Source organism: Citrobacter sp. Cpo032 (genome assembly GCF_030332975.1).
In the GTDB taxonomy this organism is placed as follows: domain Bacteria; phylum Pseudomonadota; class Gammaproteobacteria; order Enterobacterales; family Enterobacteriaceae; genus Citrobacter; species Citrobacter portucalensis.
Window position 1 is genome coordinate 184995 of sequence record NZ_JAOWGU010000052.1, and the last position, 17515, is coordinate 202509.

Sequence of the window (17515 nt, forward strand, 5' to 3'; positions counted from 1 at the left end):
CCCAAGAGCTTACATAAGTAAGTGACTGGGGTGAGTGACAAATCTGTCAGGAACAGATTTGAACGTCGCACAGCGACGGCCCATAAGGGCGAGTCTCATGGATGAGACGAGTAACTCAGCAGCCAACAAAAATGCGGCTTGAAAGACGAAGGGTATACAACGTAATCCGCATTGCGGTTAATTAATAATGGAAAAAGTATGAAGAACTGGAAAACGCTGCTTCTCGGTATCGCCATGATCGCGAATACCAGTTTCGCTGCCCCACAGGTAGTCGATAAAGTTGCAGCCGTCGTCAATAACGGCGTCGTTCTGGAAAGCGACGTCGATGGCTTAATGCAGTCAGTAAAACTGAATGCAGGTCAGGCAGGTCAGCAATTACCGGATGACGCTACGCTGCGTCATCAGATCCTGGAACGTTTGATCATGGATCAAATCCTCCTGCAAATGGGTCAGAAGATGGGGGTGAAAATCTCTGACGAGCAGTTGGATCAGGCTATTGCCAACATCGCCAAGCAGAACAACATGACGCTGGATCAGATGCGCAGCCGCCTGGCACAGGATGGCTTAAGCTATTCAACCTATCGTAGCCAGATCCGCAAAGAGATGACCATCTCTGAAGTGCGTAACAACGAAGTTCGCCGTCGCGTCACTATCCTGCCTCAGGAAGTAGATGCCCTGGCGCAACAGGTGGGCAACCAAAACGATGCCAGCACCGAACTGAACCTGAGCCACATTCTGATCCCATTACCGGAAAACCCAACGTCCGACCAGGTTAACGCGGCTGAAAGCCAGGCGCGCTCTGTTGTTGATGAAGCGCGTAACGGTAGTGATTTCGGCAAACTGGCTATTACTTATTCCGCTGACCAGCAGGCGCTGAAAGGCGGCCAGATGGGCTGGGGACGTATTCAGGAGCTGCCGGGTATCTTTGCCCAGGCGTTAAGCACTGCGAAAAAAGGCGATATCATTGGCCCAATTCGTTCCGGTGTCGGCTTCCACATCCTGAAAGTCAACGATATGCGTGGCCAAAGCCAGAGCATCTCCGTGACTGAAGTTCACGCTCGCCACATTCTGCTTAAGCCGTCGCCGATCATGACCGATCAGCAGGCGCGTCTGAAGCTGGAACAAATCGCGGCAGATATTAAGAGCGGTAAAACGACCTTCGCGGCAGCCGCTAAAGAGTTTTCTCAGGATCCAGGCTCTGCCAACCAGGGCGGCGATCTGGGCTGGGCTGCAGCAGATATTTTCGACCCTGCTTTCCGCGATGCGCTGACCAAACTTAACAAAGGCCAGATGAGCGCCCCGGTGCACTCCTCTTTCGGTTGGCATCTGATCGAACTGCTGGATACGCGTAACGTTGATAAAACTGACGCAGCGCAGAAAGACAGAGCTTACCGTATGCTGATGAACCGTAAATTCTCGGAAGAAGCAGCAACCTGGATGCAGGAACAGCGCGCCAGCGCTTACGTTAAAGTTCTGAGCAACTAATGACTCGTGCTCAACGCGTTGTTATCACTCCCGGCGAACCCGCCGGGATTGGCCCGGACCTGGTGGTTCAGCTCGCCCAGCGCGCGTGGCCTGTAGAACTCGTTGTCTGTGCGGATGCAGCACTCCTCAGTGACCGGGCAGCGATGCTCGGTTTACCGCTTTCACTCCTCCCCTACTCTCCAGATACCCCAGCCAGACCGCAATCAGCAGGCACATTGACGCTGTTACCTATTGCGCTGCGGGCACCAGTTGTCGCGGGTCAGTTGGCGGTAGATAACGGGCAATATGTGGTGGATACGCTGGCTCGCGCCTGCGATGGCTGTCTGCAAAGTGAGTTTGCGGCGCTGATCACCGGCCCGGTTCACAAGGGCGTTATCAATGACGCTGGCGTCCCGTTTACCGGACATACCGAGTTTTTTGAAGAGCGCTCACAGGCAAAGAAAGTTGTTATGATGCTGGCGACCGAAGAGCTGCGCGTTGCCCTGGCAACCACGCATTTGCCGCTCAGAGCCGTTGCCGACGCCATTACGCCCGCCCTGCTTCAGGAAGTGATCGGCATTTTGCATCATGATTTACGCACCAAATTCGGCATTGCCGATCCGCATATTCTGGTGTGCGGTCTAAACCCGCATGCTGGTGAAGGCGGACATATGGGAACGGAAGAGATAGACACCATCATTCCGGTACTCGATGAACTGCGTGCGCAGGGAATGAAATTAAACGGTCCGCTGCCCGCAGATACGCTGTTTCAGCCCAAATATCTCGACCACGCGGATGCCGTGCTGGCAATGTACCACGATCAGGGTCTCCCCGTGCTAAAATACCAGGGATTTGGTCGCGGTGTGAATATCACGCTGGGCCTGCCCTTTATTCGCACATCCGTCGATCACGGCACCGCACTTGAACTCGCGGGTCGTGGGCAAGCAGATGTCGGCAGTTTTATTACGGCGCTTAATCTCGCCATCAAAATGATTGTTAATACCAATGAATAATCGAGTCCATCAGGGCCATTTAGCCCGTAAACGTTTCGGGCAGAACTTCCTCAACGATCAGTTTGTGATCGAAAGTATTGTCTCTGCTATCAACCCGCAGAAAGGTCAGGCTATGGTCGAAATCGGCCCAGGCCTGGCGGCATTGACCGAACCAGTAGGCGAACGTCTGGACAAGCTCACGGTCATTGAACTCGACCGCGATCTGGCAGCACGCCTACAGACACACCCGTTTTTAGGGCCTAAGCTGACGATTTATCAGCAAGATGCCATGACCATGAACTTCGGCGAACTGGCACAAACGATGGGACAGCCGCTGCGCGTATTCGGCAACCTGCCGTACAACATCTCCACGCCGCTCATGTTCCATCTTTTTTCCTATACTGATGCCATTGCCGACATGCATTTCATGTTGCAAAAAGAGGTGGTCAATCGTCTGGTTGCAGGGCCAAACAGTAAAGCGTATGGTCGATTAAGCGTCATGGCGCAGTATTACTGCAATGTGATCCCGGTACTTGAAGTACCGCCTTCCGCATTTACGCCAGCGCCTAAAGTTGATTCAGCCGTTGTGCGTCTGGTCCCTCATACGACGATGCCGTACCCGGTTAAAGATGTTCGTGTGCTGAGCCGTATTACCACCGAAGCGTTTAATCAGCGCCGTAAAACGGTACGTAACAGTCTCGGCAACCTGTTTAGCGTTGAAGTACTGACAGAGCTGGGCATTGATCCGGCGATGCGAGCGGAAAATATCTCTGTCGCGCAATACTGCCGGATGGCTAACTATCTGTCAGAAAACGCGCCATCGAAGGAGAGTTAAACATGATCAATTCGCCCCGAGTGTGCATTCAGGTACAAAGCGTCTACATTGAGGCGCAATCCTCACCTGATGATGAACGTTACGTTTTTGCTTACACCGTAACTATCCGCAATTTGGGGCGGGCGCCTGTGCAGCTGTTGGGGCGTTATTGGTTGATCACTAATGGTCATGGCCGCGAAACCGAAGTTCAGGGTGAAGGCGTGGTTGGCGTCCAGCCCCACATCGAACCCGGCGAAGAGTACCAGTACACCAGCGGTGCGGTGATTGAAACACCGCTGGGCACCATGCAGGGTCATTACGAAATGATCGATGAACAAGGCATCGCCTTTACCATCGATATTCCCGTATTCCGACTCGCCGTTCCAACACTCATTCATTAAAACAATAACTATGGCGACATACCTTATTGGCGACGTTCACGGTTGTTACGATGAACTGGTAGCCTTGCTGCATCAGGTAGACTTTAATTCCGAAAAAGACACCCTATGGCTCACCGGCGATCTGGTCGCTCGTGGACCGGGCTCGCTGGACGTTTTGCGCTACGTGAAATCACTGGGCGACAGCGTGCGGTTAGTATTGGGTAATCACGATTTACACCTGCTGGCCGTATTTGCTGGTATCAGTCGTAATAAACCTAAAGACAGGGTCACATCGCTGCTCGAAGCACCGGATGCCGACGAATTACTTAACTGGCTCCGCCGTCAACCGCTGTTGCAGGTAGACGAAGAGAAGAAGCTGGTGATGGCGCATGCCGGTATCACCCCACAGTGGGACCTGCAGACGGCAAAAGACTGTGCTCGCGATGTTGAAGCCGTGTTGTCGAGCGACTCGTATCCCTTCTTCCTTGATGCGATGTACGGCGACATGCCCAATAACTGGACCCCGGAACTGACCGGGCTGGCGCGCCTGCGTTTTATTACCAACGCCTTTACCCGCATGCGTTACTGCTTCCCTAACGGTCAGTTGGATATGTACAGCAAAGAGTCACCAGAAGACGCACCTGCCCCGCTGAAGCCCTGGTTTGCCATTCCTGGACCTGTCAGTGAAGCATACAGCATTGCATTCGGGCACTGGGCATCGCTGGAGGGTAAAGGCACGCCAGAAGGTATTTACGCGCTGGATACGGGGTGTTGCTGGGGAGGCGATCTCACCTGTCTGCGCTGGGAAGACAAACAGTACTTCGTGCAGCCGTCAAATCGCCATCTGAATCTGGATCCTGGCGAAGCGGTCAACGCCTGATAGTCGTTTGCCGGATGCGGTGCTCGCACCTTATCCGGCCTACATTAGCTGGATGATAAGGCGTTTCGCCGCCATCCGGCACTTACAGTATTAACGACGTTCCAGAATCTCGAAGCAGTAGCTGTGAGAGTTTTGCGCGTCGGCATCGTGGAATTCACTGAACACCGATTCCCAGTCATCCGGTTCGTAGTCCGGGAAATGTGTATCCCCTTCCACTTCCGCATCAATGTGCGTCAGATACAGTTTCTGTGCTTTTGGCAGGAACTGCTCATACACACGCCCACCGCCAATTACCATAATTTCAGGTTCATCGCCGCAGGCCGCAATTGCTTCATCCACAGACTTCACCCACTGCACGCGATCGTCGGTGCCAGGCTTACTGCTGATGACGATATTTTTACGCCCAGGTAACGGTCGCCCGATGGATTCCCAGGTGTGGCGTCCCATGACAACCGGCTTGTTTAAGGTATTACGTTTAAACCAGGCGAGATCGGCAGGGAGGTTCCACGGCATGGCGTTCTCCATACCGATGACGCGATCTACCGCTAACGCCGCAATCAGACTGATCATTGAATATTTCCCGGATACAAAAAAATTGTCGCCACTATACGGAAAGCGCAATCTTTCGTCGACTGGCGGAAAGAGGATGAACAGGAAAATTTTCCGTTCTGCTGGCGAACCGACCTATTTAAGGTGGTACGCCAGCATTACAGTAGTTCAAAAACAGCCAATTAGCAGTAAAGTTTGCAGAACATCACATTTTTTACCCTATGCTGACGGTTTCACTTCCGGCTCATCGGCGACGTCGCCCGTATGCTTACCTTCATCCGTGCCTTGCCAGCCATGGCGTTGAATTAACGATAAGTGCTGACGATCTTCCGCAATAATTTCACTCAGCATTGCGCTGGTGCGTTTATAAACGGCTGCGCGGGAAGTCGCGTCATTTTCCCCTTTCACCATCTCCTCTACCATCATGGTATTGAATCGGCGGAATACGTCAGCCCGCTCACGTGCCTCATAGCGCCCTAGCCCGAGACCTTCCAGTGCCAGACGTCCGGTCTTCAGTGCACCTTCAAAGGTTTCACGTTCCGGCATATCCACGCCCGCCTGGCGCAGGCGGATGTAATGATCCACGTCGCGCGCACGAGCAATAATTTGCAGATGCGGGAAATGCTCTTTCACCATTTCGGTTAATTGCAGGCTGGTTTGCGGATCGTCAATGGCATTAATAATAACTTCAGCTTTCGCCGCCCCGGCAGACTCCAGCAGATCCATCCGGGTCGCGTCGCCATAGAAAACCTTCATCCCGAATTTACGCAGCGTTTCGATATGGTCCGGGTCATGATCAAGAACCACCATTTTGACCCCGCTCGACAACAGCAAACGACCGGTTATCTGGCCAAATCGCCCAAACCCGGCGATGATCACCCGCGGTTGCTCCTCATCGATTTCATCGGCTTCGCGCTCTTCCTCAGTCGCCGATTTTTCCAGACGCGTCAAAATCACCAGCAAAATCGGTGTAGCCGCCATCGACAACGCCACCGCCAGCGTCAGCGATTTCGCCCAGTCAGGATCGAGCACATTTGCCATTTGCGCCGCGCCAAACACCACAAAGGCAAACTCACTGCCCTGCCCTAATAATACGGCAAACCAGCGGCGCTGCTTGTTCGGCACCTGCAACGGTTTCGCTATCAACCACAGCATGACGGTTTTGATAACCAGGAAACCGACCAGTAGAATGATAATGCGCAAGGGATTATCAATCAGCGTACCAAAGTCGATAGACATCCCTACACCGATGAAGAACAGCCCCAGCAGCAGTCCTTTAAATGGCTCAATGTCGCTTTCCAACGCGTGGCGATACTCAGAGCTTGCCAGCAGCACCCCGGCCAGGAATGCCCCCATCGCCATCGACAATCCAACCTCTTCCAACAGCAGACCGAAGCCAAACACGAGGAACAGCGCAACGGCACTGAACACTTCCCGCAGGCCCGAACGGGCGACAAAACGCAAGGCAGGACGTGTGACATAACGACCTAACAGCACCACCAGCACCAGTGCGCCCGCTACCTTAAGGGCAGACAATGCAAACGCCCCAAGCGTTGTTGATGCGCCACTCGCTGCCAGTAACGGAATCATCGCCACCAGTGGAATAGCAGCGATATCCTGGAACAGCAGCACGGCAAACGCGCTGCGGCCCATTTGCGACACCATCAGGTTGCGTTCATTCATCGCCTGCATAGCAATAGCCGTAGAGGAAAGCGCCAGCGTCATGCCGATCAGCTCCGCTACCTGCCAGCGCAGGCCGAGGAACATACAGAACACACCAATCAGGCCTCCGCAGACCACCATTTGCAATGCGCCGCCGCCGAACACCGAGGCTCGCAGTTTCCACAAACGTTGCGGATCCAGCTCCAGACCAATGACAAACAGCATCAGCACCACACCGATCTCCGCAAAATGCAGGATGGATTCAGCGTCCGTCACCAGCCTCAGGCCCCATGGGCCGATAATGCACCCGGCGATGAGATACCCCAGTACCGACCCGAGTCCCAGCCGTACGGCGATGGGGACAATCAGTGCCGCCGATCCGAGATAAATCAGCGCCTGTATCAGCGTATGGCTATCCATTGTGTGCCTCCTGCCATTCCATCAGACGCTGTTTGTAGTGACGCGCCTGCGCTTGCAGGGTTTCATCATCACAGATAAACGTACAGTGCATCGCAAACGGCGGTAGCCATTTGAGGCCACAATAAAGTGCCGTCGCCTGTAAGGGTTGAGAAAGCACATCAAATCCGGGATGGGAGCCAATATCGAAGTGGTTTTCACCGCCGCCGGTCGTCACCGCCCACAGCAGATGTTTACCGTGCAGCGCAGTACCGCCATGGCCATACGCCCAGCCGTGCGAAAGGACTTTATCCATCCACAGCTTGAGTAATGGAGGTGTGCTGTACCACTGCATCGGATGCTGCCAGATGATCAAATCAGCGCGTGCCAGCGCATCCTGTTCAGCGGCAATATCGATATTGAAGTCGGGGTAGAGCTGGTAGAGCGAGCGGATCTCCACGCCCTCCAGCGTCCTTGCCTGTTCAAGCATCCGCTTATTCGCATGCGAATGCTGCGGATAGGGATGCGCATAAATGATGAGGATCATGATTAGCCTGTTTCACTGCATTATTGTAATAACAGTGAGTTTAGTCACTTAATCCACAGGCTAACAGTCAATATTATTGAGTGGCTGAATGGAGAAAACTGAACTAGTTATCCAGTTCACTCATATCTTTAACCTGATCGCGGTTAATCTGTTCCGTCTTACCCGTTTGCGCATTTTTATACGACACCAGGCCAGTATCATCATCGACTTGCGGTTTGCCGTCAGTGACGATTGTTTTGCCATCGGTGGTTTTAACCGCCTGGTTTGAGGAACAACCGGCCACGGTAAACAGTGCTGCTGCGGTAAAAATTGAGGTGATCAGGATATGTTTTTGCATGGTGTTCTCCCTGCTTTTCAGTTGTTTTCAGTGATATACCCAGTTAACTGTAGGCTAACTGACTGAGTTACAGGGAAAATACAGAACACTCCTAATAACTCGCCCTGGTCACGGGCTTACTGCGAATCGTCATTTGACTGGTTTGCGCCAGCGTCAGACCTCGCGTTTCCGGGGCGAAAGCGATGGACACCAGCAGGCCAATCAGCGAAATTCCTGCGCCCATCAGCATGACATTGCTGATCCCGTATTTGGTAATGAACACCGGCAGCGCCCAGGTTGAAACAATGGTGCCGATGCGGCTTAAGGACATAATCACCCCGACGGCAGATGCGCGAATGTCGGTAGGGAACAGTTCATTTGGGTACAGCCACTGAAGATTTCCCGGTCCCCCCGAGAAAAAGGCGTACACGGCAAACGCCAGCACCACCAGCCACGCTCCCATATCAGGAATTAACCCCAGCACGGCCAGCGCCAGCGTCATCATAATAAAGCTGCCAATTAACAATGGCCGACGGCCCGCGCTATTAAGCCAGAACATGGGTGGAATGCACCCCAGCATAAAGCACAGGCTTATCACCACATTGCCCAACGCCGCGCTTTTCCCGGCACCAAGCCCCAACAGTCCAACAATCTGCGGACCAAAGGTATAAATGGCGAACATCGGGATCACCTGACAGGTCCAGATAGCGGCGACAAACAGGACAAACGGGAAATGACGGCGGTTAAACAGCTGCAGGAAGCGAGTTTCTTGCGGCGCCTCTTCGTCGAACACCACCGGTTCGCCGAACAGTTTGATCATCATCGCTTCACACTCTTTCACCCGACCTTTACGCAGCAGCCAGCGCGGCGATTCAGGAAGATCGAAGCGCCCAATCAGGATCAAAATACAAGGGATCACCGCGCTGCCCAGCATCCAGCGCCATCCTCCTTCAACATCATACAGCCAGTAACCGACCAGATCGGCACAGGTGGCGCCGACATACCACATCGCGGCGATAAAACCGATGGAGAAAGCGCGCTGGCGGGTATTGGAGAACTCAGTAATCATCGAGGTAGCAATCGGATAATCGGCACCAATCACAATGCCGATCAGCACACGCATTACCAACAGCTCAATGGGTGAGGAAACAAACATGGTTGCCGCCGATATCACGCCAATGGCGATAATATCGATGATGAACATTTTGCGCCGCCCGACCTTATCGGAAATGTAGCCAAACAGCGACGTCCCCACAAACAGACCGGCGAGCGTGCCGGCCCCCAGCAGACCGATCCACTGTGCGTCCAGTTTCAATGCTGGCGTGAGCTGTTCCAGCGCCACGCCAATCATCACCAGCACATAACCATCCAGAAATGGCCCACCGCTTCCCCACAGCATTATCCGGCGGTGAATAGAGGTAAATTTGATGTCATCAAAGTTCCTGGGCTGCTGCATAGCGACTTCCTGTTTCAACACGGGCAAAGCGTCATCTGTAAGCCGGATAAGGCGTTTACGCCGCCATCCGGCATTGGCGCCACATGATTGCCGGATGGCAACGCTACCACGTCTTATCCGACCTACGGGTGCACAACCTCGTACTTATTAGCCGTAGCGAAACTCCACGCCAAATGTCCCGCGCGGGTATTCCCATTTTTCCAACGCTGTATCAAGTCCGAGAATGCGGCACGTTCCGCACTCCAGGCATCCGGCGTAATCAAAACGGACGCTGCCGTCGTCCTGCTTTTTATACAGTCCGGCTGGACAAGCTTTAATCAGTACTTCCAGCGCCTGTTTATCAGGATCGGTTTTGAGAATGATGTGCGGGCTGTCTTCATCCACATTGAACTTATTGACGCCCAGTTTGACGTCCACATTGACGGGAGATGTCATAATACGGTCACTCCTTTCAGGCCATCTTTCATCAGGTTGATGAAGCCCACTTTCTTCGCATGACGCAGGATTTTTTTGCGCATTGGCACCGGAGCAGAGCCATCTACGGTGAACAGGTCGCGCGCGATGCTGACCGCCATTTCGGGATAGGCGGTAAACATGCGTGGGTTATCAAGGAAAGCGGGAAGCTTCTGATACATGCGCATATCGCGCATTGGACCATCATCGAGATGCTGACGGTATTCGCCCAGCGACTGCTTGCTGAAGTCGTCGCGCTTCATTGCGGAAAGCACCGTTTTCGCGGCCGCTTCGCCTGCAGATATGGCGAGATCCATACCGCGGATGGTAAAGCCGAGGTTCATACACATTCCGGCAGCATCACCGGCAATCAGCACACCGTCACCCACCAGTTCAGGCTGCATATTCATACCGGCCTCCGGTACGACGTGCGCGGCATATTCCACCAGCTTGCCACCGGCGATCAGTGGGGCAACCGCCGGATGCTGTTTGAAATCTTCCAGCATTTGTGGGACCGATTTTTTAGCATCTTTCAGATGATGAAGACCGCAGACCAGCCCCAGAGAAAGTGTCGTTTCATTAGTATAGAGGAAGCCCCCGCCCATCAACCCATCGGTTGGCGAACCGGCAAACAGGCAAGCTGCACCTTCGTTCCCCTGTAACTGGAAACGATCTTCAATCACCGATTTTGGCAATTCGATCAGCTCTTTTACGCCAACGGCAACATGCGATGCCTCAACGCGCTTTGCCATGCCCAGTTTTTCTGCCAACAGAGAATTCACCCCGTCAGCGAGGATCACCACTTTGGCTTCCAGAATATCGCCGTCGGCTTCCACACCCACGACTTTGCCTTCGCGTTGCACAACGTTATCCACCCGAATACCGGTGATAAGCTGGGCTCCCGCCTCCTCGGCCTGCTCCATCAGCCAGGCGTCAAATTTGCTGCGTAAGACGGAATAAGAAACCTGCGACGATGCGGCCTCTTCACCATTGCAATAGTCGATGGTCATCGCCCCTTTGTCGGTCATAAAGGCGAGTTTTTCGTGGGTGATTATGCGTTCAATGGGGGCCTGCTCAGCAAAGCCGGGAATGATGCGTTCCAGGCTATGCGCATACATGCGCCCACCGGTGACATTCTTCGCGCCAGCAGAATTACCGCGCTCGATGACCAGCACCTGTGCACCTTCCCGAGCCAGCACCAGCGCCGCAACCGAACCGGCCAGACCTGCACCCACGATGATGGCATCAAAGATATCTTCGGACATACGTACTCCTGTCAGTGGCAGGATACTTTCGCACCCTGCCCGAATGGTTTAACGCGCCAGAGCAGCCGTCAGCGCAGGCAGGATCTTCAGCGCATCGCCAACGATGCCAAAATCTGCGTACTGGAAGATCGGCGCATTTTTATCTTTGTTGATGGCGAAAATCGTCTGCGCGCCGTTGGCGCCGACCATATGTTGGATCTGCCCGGAGATCCCCACGGCCAGGTACAGTTCTGGCTTGAGCATCAGGTTGGAAATACCGACGTAGCGTTCGTGCTCCATCCACTTCTCGTTTTCCGCTACCGGACGTGAACAGGCCAGCTCAGCGCCAATCGTCTGGCACAGCGCTTCGGCCAGCGAGATATTTTCTTTGCTACCAATACCGCGTCCCACGCTGACCACCAGACGGGCTTTGTCGAGATCGACGCTGTTGCTCTGACGCGCCTGTGTTGCCGTACGGGTCACGGCGATAGTCGGAGCCTGCCACTGGACGGTGTGCACCTCGCCGCTGCGGGCAGTATCCGGTTGCTGCGCGTCAAACGTTCCGCTGCTGAGAGTGATCACGGCAAACGGTGAAGCGATTGTTTCTGCTCCCATCGCCAGGCCGCCGTAGACCATATGTTTGACCGCCGCTTTTCCGTCCTGCACCGCGACTGCGCTGGCGTCGTTTGAGACTGCAGCCGACAAGCGAAAGCCCAGCTTTGCCGCTAACAGCTTGCCCCGACGCGTATTCGGCAGCAGCACCGCGCCGCCCTCGCTGTGCTGACGAATGGTTTCGGCCATCGCATCGGCGTAGTCTTCAACCATACGGTCTTCTGGTTTGCCGCTGAGCAGCCAGACATGATCCGCACCTAAATGGCATGCCGCCGCGCTGTCCTCATCGCTGAGCACAAACGTGTTAACGTTTTCACCTAAAGCCTGCGCACCATTCATCAGTTCCGGCAGACGAGAAGGGGTATCGCTGAATACCCAGACACTGGAAAATTTGTTCATAACATCCCCTGATAATTAAATGATTTTGCGAAGATTCTCGACAAACGCGGCAATCTGTTCTTCACCGTCACCTTCAATCACAACGCGCTGACGCTCGCGCTGCTTCGGTGCGGCAACCTGTTGTTCGGAATACGCTTGCGCGCCGTTCAGCCCAATGTCCGCAGACGACCAGACCTGGACCGGTTTTTTCGCTGCACCAAGAATGGCTTTCATGGAAGGGATTTGAGGGGTGTTGATGTCGGTAGAGACCGCGATCACCGCCGGAAGCGGGATACTCAGGGTTTCAACTTCATCTTCCAGTTCACGCTCTACCGTCAGCGTGCTGTCGGTAAGAGAGAGGATTTTACTCACGCCGTTAATCGCCGGCACGTTCAGCATTTCGCCCACCAGCAGACCAACCTGCTGAGCATAAAGATCGGAAGAACCGTCGCCGCAAATAAGCAGATCAAAACCTGATTTTTGTGCGGCGGCAGCCAGCGCAGTGGCGGTTTGTTGCGGCAGCGCCTGTTCAAATTGATCGTCAATGACAACAATCAGTTCATCAGGGCCACGGGAGAGCACATCTTTGCGCCCTTTTGCATTGGTCAGCGCTTTGCCGCCGACGCTCATGGCCACAACCTGAGCCTCTCCCACCTGCTGTTTTAACTGGCAAGCCGCTTCGATCGCATTCAGATCATATTGGCTGATTTTGCCATCTGCTTTGCTGAAATCGAGTGTTCCATCAGCATTATTAATCGCAATATCCTGCTCATCAGGTACGCATTTGTAGCAAGTAATTATCTTCATTGCATCTCCAGAAATCATGAAGGAAACGTATTTATATCGGCGGTGTTAAATACAGATATCACGCTCTTTAATTCGGAAATAAAACATTAATCACCAATATTGAAAATGTCACACATTGATATTCGTAACTTTCAATAGTGTTATGCACCTCACCAATATTGAAAGAAACATGTCAAATACGAAAATTTTCAATATTGTTTGCTGGTTCAACAATATTGAACGCCAGTCACTTAAAAAAGTTAAAAAATCAACATCAACACAATGATTAATAAAAGAATTAATTGGATTTTCAGACAAAATAACCAGCATAAAAAAGTGTGACACAGATAACAGAATAGCCGGAAATGAATACCCATTATGAGTTACTCACTGAGGCGCCCCAGAGGTTAAAAAGTTATCAACAAATCATTAATAACAAATAAACAAACGATCACATACGGGCACGCTAAATAAATTTCGTTTTCACACTGGAATTCACTTATGAAAAATGAAAAGAGAAAGTCGGGAATTGAACCGAAGGTTTTTTTTCCGCCATTAATAATTGTTGGGATACTTTGTTGGTTAACAGTAAGAGATCTTGATGCCGCTAACGTCGTTATTAATGCGGTATTCAGTTATGTCACCAACGTCTGGGGTTGGGCATTCGAATGGTATATGGTCGTCATGCTCTTCGGCTGGTTCTGGTTGGTCTTTGGCCCGTATTCGAAAAAGAAATTAGGCGACGAAAAACCTGAGTTTAGTACCGCCAGCTGGATTTTTATGATGTTCGCTTCCTGTACATCCGCCGCGGTGCTGTTCTGGGGTTCCATCGAGATCTACTACTATATCTCTACCCCGCCGTTTGCTCTCGCCCCCAACTCCGTTGGCGCAAAAGAGATAGCTCTGGCGTACAGCTTGTTCCACTGGGGACCGCTGCCGTGGGCGACCTACAGCTTCCTTTCAGTCGCGTTCGCCTACTTCTTCTTTGTACGCAAAATGGACGTTATCCGCCCCAGTTCCACGCTGGTACCGTTAGTTGGCGAGAAGCATGCTAAGGGCTTGTTCGGCACCATCGTCGATAACTTCTATCTGGTGGCGCTGATCTTCGCGATGGGCACCAGCCTCGGTCTCGCTACCCCGCTGGTAACCGAGTGTATGCAATGGCTGTTCGGTATTCCGCATACGCTGCAACTCGACGCCATCATCATTACCTGCTGGATCATATTGAACGCCATTTGCGTGGCCTGCGGCCTGCAAAAAGGGGTCAAGATCGCCAGCGACGTACGTAGTTATCTGAGCTTCCTGATGCTCGGCTGGGTGTTTATCGTCAGTGGCGCCAGCTTCATCATGAACTACTTCACCGACTCGGTCGGCATGCTGCTGATGCATCTGCCGCGCATGCTGTTCTATACCGATGCCATCGGCAAAGGCGGCTTCCCGCAGGGCTGGACTGTTTTCTACTGGGCGTGGTGGGTTATTTACGCTATCCAGATGAGTATCTTCCTGGCACGTATTTCTCGGGGTCGTACCGTACGTGAACTGTGTTTCGGGATGGTACTGGGCCTGACCGCTTCCACCTGGATCCTGTGGACCGTCCTTGGCAGCAACACGCTGCTGCTGATGGATAAAAACATTCTCAACATCCCGCAACTGATTGAACAACACGGCGTGGCGCGCGCCATTATCGAAACCTGGGCTGCTTTACCGCTCAGCACCGCCACCATGTGGGGATTCTTTATCCTCTGCTTTATTGCCACCGTCACGCTGATTAACGCCTGCTCCTATACCCTGGCGATGTCCACCTGTCGCGAAGTTCGTGATGGTGAAGAACCGCCGCTGTTGGTGCGTATCGGTTGGTCAGTTCTGGTCGGCGTCATCGGCATCGTTCTGCTGGCGCTGGGTGGGCTGAAGCCCATTCAGACCGCAATTATCGCCGGGGGATGTCCGCTGTTCTTCGTCAACATCATGGTGACGCTGTCCTTTATTAAAGACGCCAAAGTGCACTGGAAAGACAAGTAATTCTTATTAACCCAATTGATCAAGAGGCTGAAAGATGGATTTCAACTTAAATGACGAGCAGGAACTGTTTGTCGCCGGTATTCGTGAACTGATGGCCAGTGAGAACTGGGAAGCTTATTTTGCCGAGTGCGATCGCGACAGCGTCTACCCTGAGCGTTTTGTAAAAGCGCTGGCGGATATGGGCATCGATAGCCTGTTGATCCCGGAAGAACACGGCGGGCTGGAAGCCGGTTTTGTCACCGTTGCCGCCGTCTGGATGGAACTCGGACGTCTTGGCGCACCGACTTACGTGTTGTACCAATTACCAGGCGGTTTTAACACTTTTCTGCGTGAAGGTACCCAAGAGCAAATTGATAAAATCATGGCGTTCCAGGGGACCGGTAAGCAGATGTGGAACTCGGCGATCACAGAACCGGGAGCGGGATCGGATGTTGGCAGTCTGAAAACCACTTATACACGCAAAAATGGTAAGGTTTATCTTAATGGCAGTAAGTGCTTTATCACCAGTAGCGCCTATACCCCGTACATCGTAGTGATGGCGAGAGATGGTGCATCACCGGATAAACCTGTTTATACCGAGTGGTTTGTTGACATGAGCAAAGCGGGTATCAAGGTCAACAAACTGGAGAAACTCGGTTTGCGCATGGATAGCTGCTGTGAAATCACCTTTGATGACGTTGAACTGGACGAGAAAGACATGTTCGGTCGGGAAGGTAATGGCTTCAACCGTGTGAAAGAAGAGTTTGACCATGAACGCTTCCTCGTCGCGCTGACCAACTACGGTACGGCAATGTGCGCTTTTGAAGACGCCGCGCGTTACGCCAACCAACGCGTGCAGTTTGGCGAAACGATCGGCCGTTTCCAGCTGATCCAGGAGAAGTTCGCGCACATGGCGATCAAACTGAACTCCATGAAAAACATGCTGTTGGAAGCCGCATGGAAAGCGGATAACGGCACCATTACCTCCGGCGACGCAGCAATGTGCAAATACTTCTGCGCCAACGCCGCGTTTGAAGTGGTAGACACCGCCATGCAGGTACTGGGAGGTGTTGGTATCGCGGGCAACCACCGCATCACGCGTTTCTGGCGTGACTTGCGCGTTGACCGTGTTTCTGGTGGTTCTGACGAAATGCAGATCCTGACGTTGGGTCGTGCGGTACTCAAGCAATACCGATAGAACGACACAACCTGTAGGCCTGATAAGACGCCTTAGCGTTGCCATCAGGCAATCAATGCCGGATGGCGGCGCGAGTGCCTTATCCGGCCTACATGGACACCCATAAATGCCAGGAGAAAAATGATGAATCATTTACCAATGCCAGCCTTCGGCCCGCTTTCCGGGGTACGCGTTGTTTTTTCAGGGATCGAAATCGCCGGTCCGTTCGCCGGACAGATGTTCGCCGAATGGGGTGCCGAGGTTATCTGGATTGAAAACGTCGCATGGGCCGATACCATCCGCGTACAGCCTAACTATCCGCAGCTCTCACGCCGGAACCTGCACGCCCTGTCGCTGAATATTTTCAAAGATGAAGGCCGGGAAGCGTTTCTGAAGCTGATGGAAACCACCGATATTTTCATTGAAGCCAGTAAAGGTCCGGCCTTTGCCCGCCGCGGTATTACCGATGAAGTGCTGTGGGAACATAACCCGAAACTGGTTATCGCCCACCTTTCCGGCTTCGGCCAGTTTGGTACCGAGGAGTACACCAATCTTCCGGCGTATAACACCATCGCGCAAGCGTTCAGCGGCTATCTGATCCAAAACGGCGACGTGGATCAGCCAATGCCCGCCTTCCCGTACACCGCCGATTACTTCTCCGGGATGACCGCAACGACAGCAGCGCTGGCGGCCCTGCACAAAGTGCGCGAAACGGGTAAAGGTGAAAGCATCGATATCGCTATGTACGAAGTGATGCTGCGCATGGGTCAGTATTTCATGATGGATTACTTCAACGGCGGCGAAATTTGCCCACGCATGACCAAAGGCAAAGACCCGTATTACGCTGGCTGCGGCCTGTATAAATGCGCCGATGGCTATATCGTTATGGAGCTGGTCGGCATCACGCAAATCAACGAATGCTTCAAGGATATTGGCCTCGCCCACATTCTTGGCACACCGGAAGTCCCGGAAGGCACCCAGCTTATCCATCGTGTGGAATGCCCTTACGGCCCGCTTGTGGAAGAGAAACTGGACGCCTGGCTGGCAACGCACACCATCGCCGAAGTCCAGGCGCGCTTTGCTGAGCTGAACATCGCCTGCGCGAAGGTGCTGACTATTCCTGAACTGGAAGGCAACCCGCAGTACGTTGCCCGTGAATCTATTACTCAGTGGCAAACAATGGATGGCCGCACCTGCAAAGGGCCAAACATCATGCCGAAATTTAAAAACAACCCGGGGAAAATCTGGCGTGGCATGCCGTCACATGGCATGGATACTGCCGCCATTCTGAAAAATATTGGTTATAGCGAAGCAGACATAAATGAGCTGGTCGGCAAAGGCCTGGCCAGAGTTGAGGAATAAACGCGACGCGCTGACCCCTCGATGGTTAGCGCTCACGCCTGATTTCAGT

The 17515-nt window shown here is 53.1% G+C and carries 17 protein-coding genes; 8 read left to right on the plus strand and 9 right to left on the minus strand.

What is annotated here, in order from left to right; translation table 11 throughout:
- Positions 1–198 precede the first annotated feature (198 nt).
- The 5 genes from surA to apaH are packed head-to-tail and all read left to right on the plus strand — an operon-like array spanning position 199 to position 4530.
- The gene (surA, locus tag OGY33_RS22890) at positions 199–1485 is read left to right on the plus strand and encodes a peptidylprolyl isomerase SurA (protein WP_003829603.1); all 1287 of its coding nucleotides are present in this window, start codon (positions 199–201) and stop codon (positions 1483–1485) included.
- Complete coding sequence (pdxA, locus tag OGY33_RS22895) at positions 1485–2477, plus strand: 4-hydroxythreonine-4-phosphate dehydrogenase PdxA (protein ID WP_191238868.1); 993 nt, start codon at positions 1485–1487, stop codon at positions 2475–2477. Before surA ends, pdxA begins: the two co-directional genes overlap by 1 nt.
- On the plus strand, positions 2470–3291 hold the full coding sequence (gene rsmA, locus OGY33_RS22900) for a 16S rRNA (adenine(1518)-N(6)/adenine(1519)-N(6))-dimethyltransferase RsmA (RefSeq protein WP_003829609.1): 822 nt from the start codon (positions 2470–2472) through the stop codon (positions 3289–3291). The genes pdxA and rsmA overlap by 8 nt, the downstream gene beginning before the upstream one ends.
- A 2-nt stretch (positions 3292–3293) precedes the next feature.
- The gene (apaG, locus tag OGY33_RS22905; RefSeq protein ID WP_003018867.1) at positions 3294–3671 is read left to right on the plus strand and encodes a Co2+/Mg2+ efflux facilitator ApaG/CorD; all 378 of its coding nucleotides are present in this window, start codon (positions 3294–3296) and stop codon (positions 3669–3671) included.
- 10 nt (positions 3672–3681) lie between these two features.
- On the plus strand, positions 3682–4530 hold the full coding sequence (gene apaH / locus OGY33_RS22910; RefSeq protein ID WP_003829612.1) for a bis(5'-nucleosyl)-tetraphosphatase (symmetrical) ApaH: 849 nt from the start codon (positions 3682–3684) through the stop codon (positions 4528–4530).
- A gap of 90 nt (positions 4531–4620) precedes the next feature.
- On the opposite strand, the gene folA is transcribed toward apaH, so the two are convergent.
- From folA to OGY33_RS22955, 9 genes are all read right to left on the minus strand, one after another.
- Positions 4621–5100, minus strand: coding sequence for a type 3 dihydrofolate reductase (folA, locus tag OGY33_RS22915; protein WP_003018873.1), 480 nt, complete (start codon positions 5098–5100; stop codon positions 4621–4623).
- Positions 5101–5298: 198 nt separating this feature from the next.
- Entirely contained in the window at positions 5299–7161 is a 1863-nt protein-coding gene (gene kefC, locus OGY33_RS22920; protein ID WP_003829616.1) for a glutathione-regulated potassium-efflux system protein KefC, read from the minus strand.
- Positions 7154–7684 (minus strand): glutathione-regulated potassium-efflux system oxidoreductase KefF, encoded by a 531-nt coding sequence (gene kefF, locus OGY33_RS22925; protein WP_191238869.1) that lies wholly within the window; start codon positions 7682–7684, stop codon positions 7154–7156. Before kefF ends, kefC begins: the two co-directional genes overlap by 8 nt.
- 103 nt (positions 7685–7787) lie before the next feature.
- Complete coding sequence (locus tag OGY33_RS22930; protein WP_003018880.1) at positions 7788–8021, minus strand: YgdI/YgdR family lipoprotein; 234 nt, start codon at positions 8019–8021, stop codon at positions 7788–7790.
- A gap of 91 nt (positions 8022–8112) precedes the next feature.
- Positions 8113–9456: an MFS transporter gene (locus tag OGY33_RS22935; RefSeq protein WP_020996234.1), complete on the minus strand. Its 1344-nt coding sequence runs from the start codon at positions 9454–9456 to the stop codon at positions 8113–8115.
- A gap of 147 nt (positions 9457–9603) precedes the next feature.
- Complete coding sequence (gene fixX, locus OGY33_RS22940) at positions 9604–9891, minus strand: ferredoxin-like protein FixX (protein WP_000203736.1); 288 nt, start codon at positions 9889–9891, stop codon at positions 9604–9606.
- The gene (locus OGY33_RS22945) at positions 9888–11174 is read right to left on the minus strand and encodes an FAD-dependent oxidoreductase (RefSeq protein WP_003018887.1); all 1287 of its coding nucleotides are present in this window, start codon (positions 11172–11174) and stop codon (positions 9888–9890) included. The genes fixX and OGY33_RS22945 overlap by 4 nt, the downstream gene beginning before the upstream one ends.
- A 48-nt stretch (positions 11175–11222) precedes the next feature.
- Entirely contained in the window at positions 11223–12164 is a 942-nt protein-coding gene (locus OGY33_RS22950; protein WP_191238870.1) for an electron transfer flavoprotein subunit alpha/FixB family protein, read from the minus strand.
- 15 nt (positions 12165–12179) lie between these two features.
- Positions 12180–12950, minus strand: a complete 771-nt coding sequence (locus OGY33_RS22955; protein ID WP_032942343.1) for an electron transfer flavoprotein FixA — start codon at positions 12948–12950, stop codon at positions 12180–12182.
- A gap of 480 nt (positions 12951–13430) precedes the next feature.
- Here OGY33_RS22955 and caiT point away from each other — a divergent pair, with 480 nt between their 5' ends.
- The 3 genes from caiT to caiB all read left to right on the plus strand — a co-directional run bounded on the left by caiT (position 13431) and on the right by caiB (position 17466).
- Complete coding sequence (gene caiT, locus OGY33_RS22960) at positions 13431–14948, plus strand: L-carnitine/gamma-butyrobetaine antiporter (RefSeq protein ID WP_003829695.1); 1518 nt, start codon at positions 13431–13433, stop codon at positions 14946–14948.
- Positions 14949–14982: 34 nt separating this feature from the next.
- Positions 14983–16125: a crotonobetainyl-CoA dehydrogenase gene (gene caiA / locus OGY33_RS22965; RefSeq protein WP_003018898.1), complete on the plus strand. Its 1143-nt coding sequence runs from the start codon at positions 14983–14985 to the stop codon at positions 16123–16125.
- Positions 16126–16248: 123 nt separating this feature from the next.
- Entirely contained in the window at positions 16249–17466 is a 1218-nt protein-coding gene (gene caiB / locus OGY33_RS22970; protein WP_003018901.1) for an L-carnitine CoA-transferase, read from the plus strand.
- The last annotated feature ends 49 nt before the right edge of the window (positions 17467–17515 follow it).

Excerpts from the sequence above, each read along its gene's own strand:
- OGY33_RS22945 (WP_003018887.1), bottom strand. The coding sequence starts at position 11,174 with ATGTCCGAAGATATCTTTGATGCCATCATCGTGGGTGCAGGTCTGGCC.
- pdxA (WP_191238868.1), top strand. The coding sequence starts at position 1,485 with ATGACTCGTGCTCAACGCGTTGTTATCACTCCCGGCGAACCCGCCGGG.
- caiB (WP_003018901.1), top strand. The coding sequence starts at position 16,249 with ATGAATCATTTACCAATGCCAGCCTTCGGCCCGCTTTCCGGGGTACGC.
- rsmA (WP_003829609.1), top strand. The coding sequence starts at position 2,470 with ATGAATAATCGAGTCCATCAGGGCCATTTAGCCCGTAAACGTTTCGGG.
- OGY33_RS22930 (WP_003018880.1), bottom strand. The coding sequence starts at position 8,021 with ATGCAAAAACATATCCTGATCACCTCAATTTTTACCGCAGCAGCACTG.
- OGY33_RS22955 (WP_032942343.1), bottom strand. The coding sequence starts at position 12,950 with ATGAAGATAATTACTTGCTACAAATGCGTACCTGATGAGCAGGATATT.
- surA (WP_003829603.1), top strand. The coding sequence starts at position 199 with ATGAAGAACTGGAAAACGCTGCTTCTCGGTATCGCCATGATCGCGAAT.
- caiA (WP_003018898.1), top strand. The coding sequence starts at position 14,983 with ATGGATTTCAACTTAAATGACGAGCAGGAACTGTTTGTCGCCGGTATT.
- OGY33_RS22950 (WP_191238870.1), bottom strand. The coding sequence starts at position 12,164 with ATGAACAAATTTTCCAGTGTCTGGGTATTCAGCGATACCCCTTCTCGT.
- apaH (WP_003829612.1), top strand. The coding sequence starts at position 3,682 with ATGGCGACATACCTTATTGGCGACGTTCACGGTTGTTACGATGAACTG.
- kefC (WP_003829616.1), bottom strand. The coding sequence starts at position 7,161 with ATGGATAGCCATACGCTGATACAGGCGCTGATTTATCTCGGATCGGCG.
- kefF (WP_191238869.1), bottom strand. The coding sequence starts at position 7,684 with ATGATCCTCATCATTTATGCGCATCCCTATCCGCAGCATTCGCATGCG.
- folA (WP_003018873.1), bottom strand. The coding sequence starts at position 5,100 with ATGATCAGTCTGATTGCGGCGTTAGCGGTAGATCGCGTCATCGGTATG.
- OGY33_RS22935 (WP_020996234.1), bottom strand. The coding sequence starts at position 9,456 with ATGCAGCAGCCCAGGAACTTTGATGACATCAAATTTACCTCTATTCAC.
- apaG (WP_003018867.1), top strand. The coding sequence starts at position 3,294 with ATGATCAATTCGCCCCGAGTGTGCATTCAGGTACAAAGCGTCTACATT.
- caiT (WP_003829695.1), top strand. The coding sequence starts at position 13,431 with ATGAAAAATGAAAAGAGAAAGTCGGGAATTGAACCGAAGGTTTTTTTT.
- fixX (WP_000203736.1), bottom strand. The coding sequence starts at position 9,891 with ATGACATCTCCCGTCAATGTGGACGTCAAACTGGGCGTCAATAAGTTC.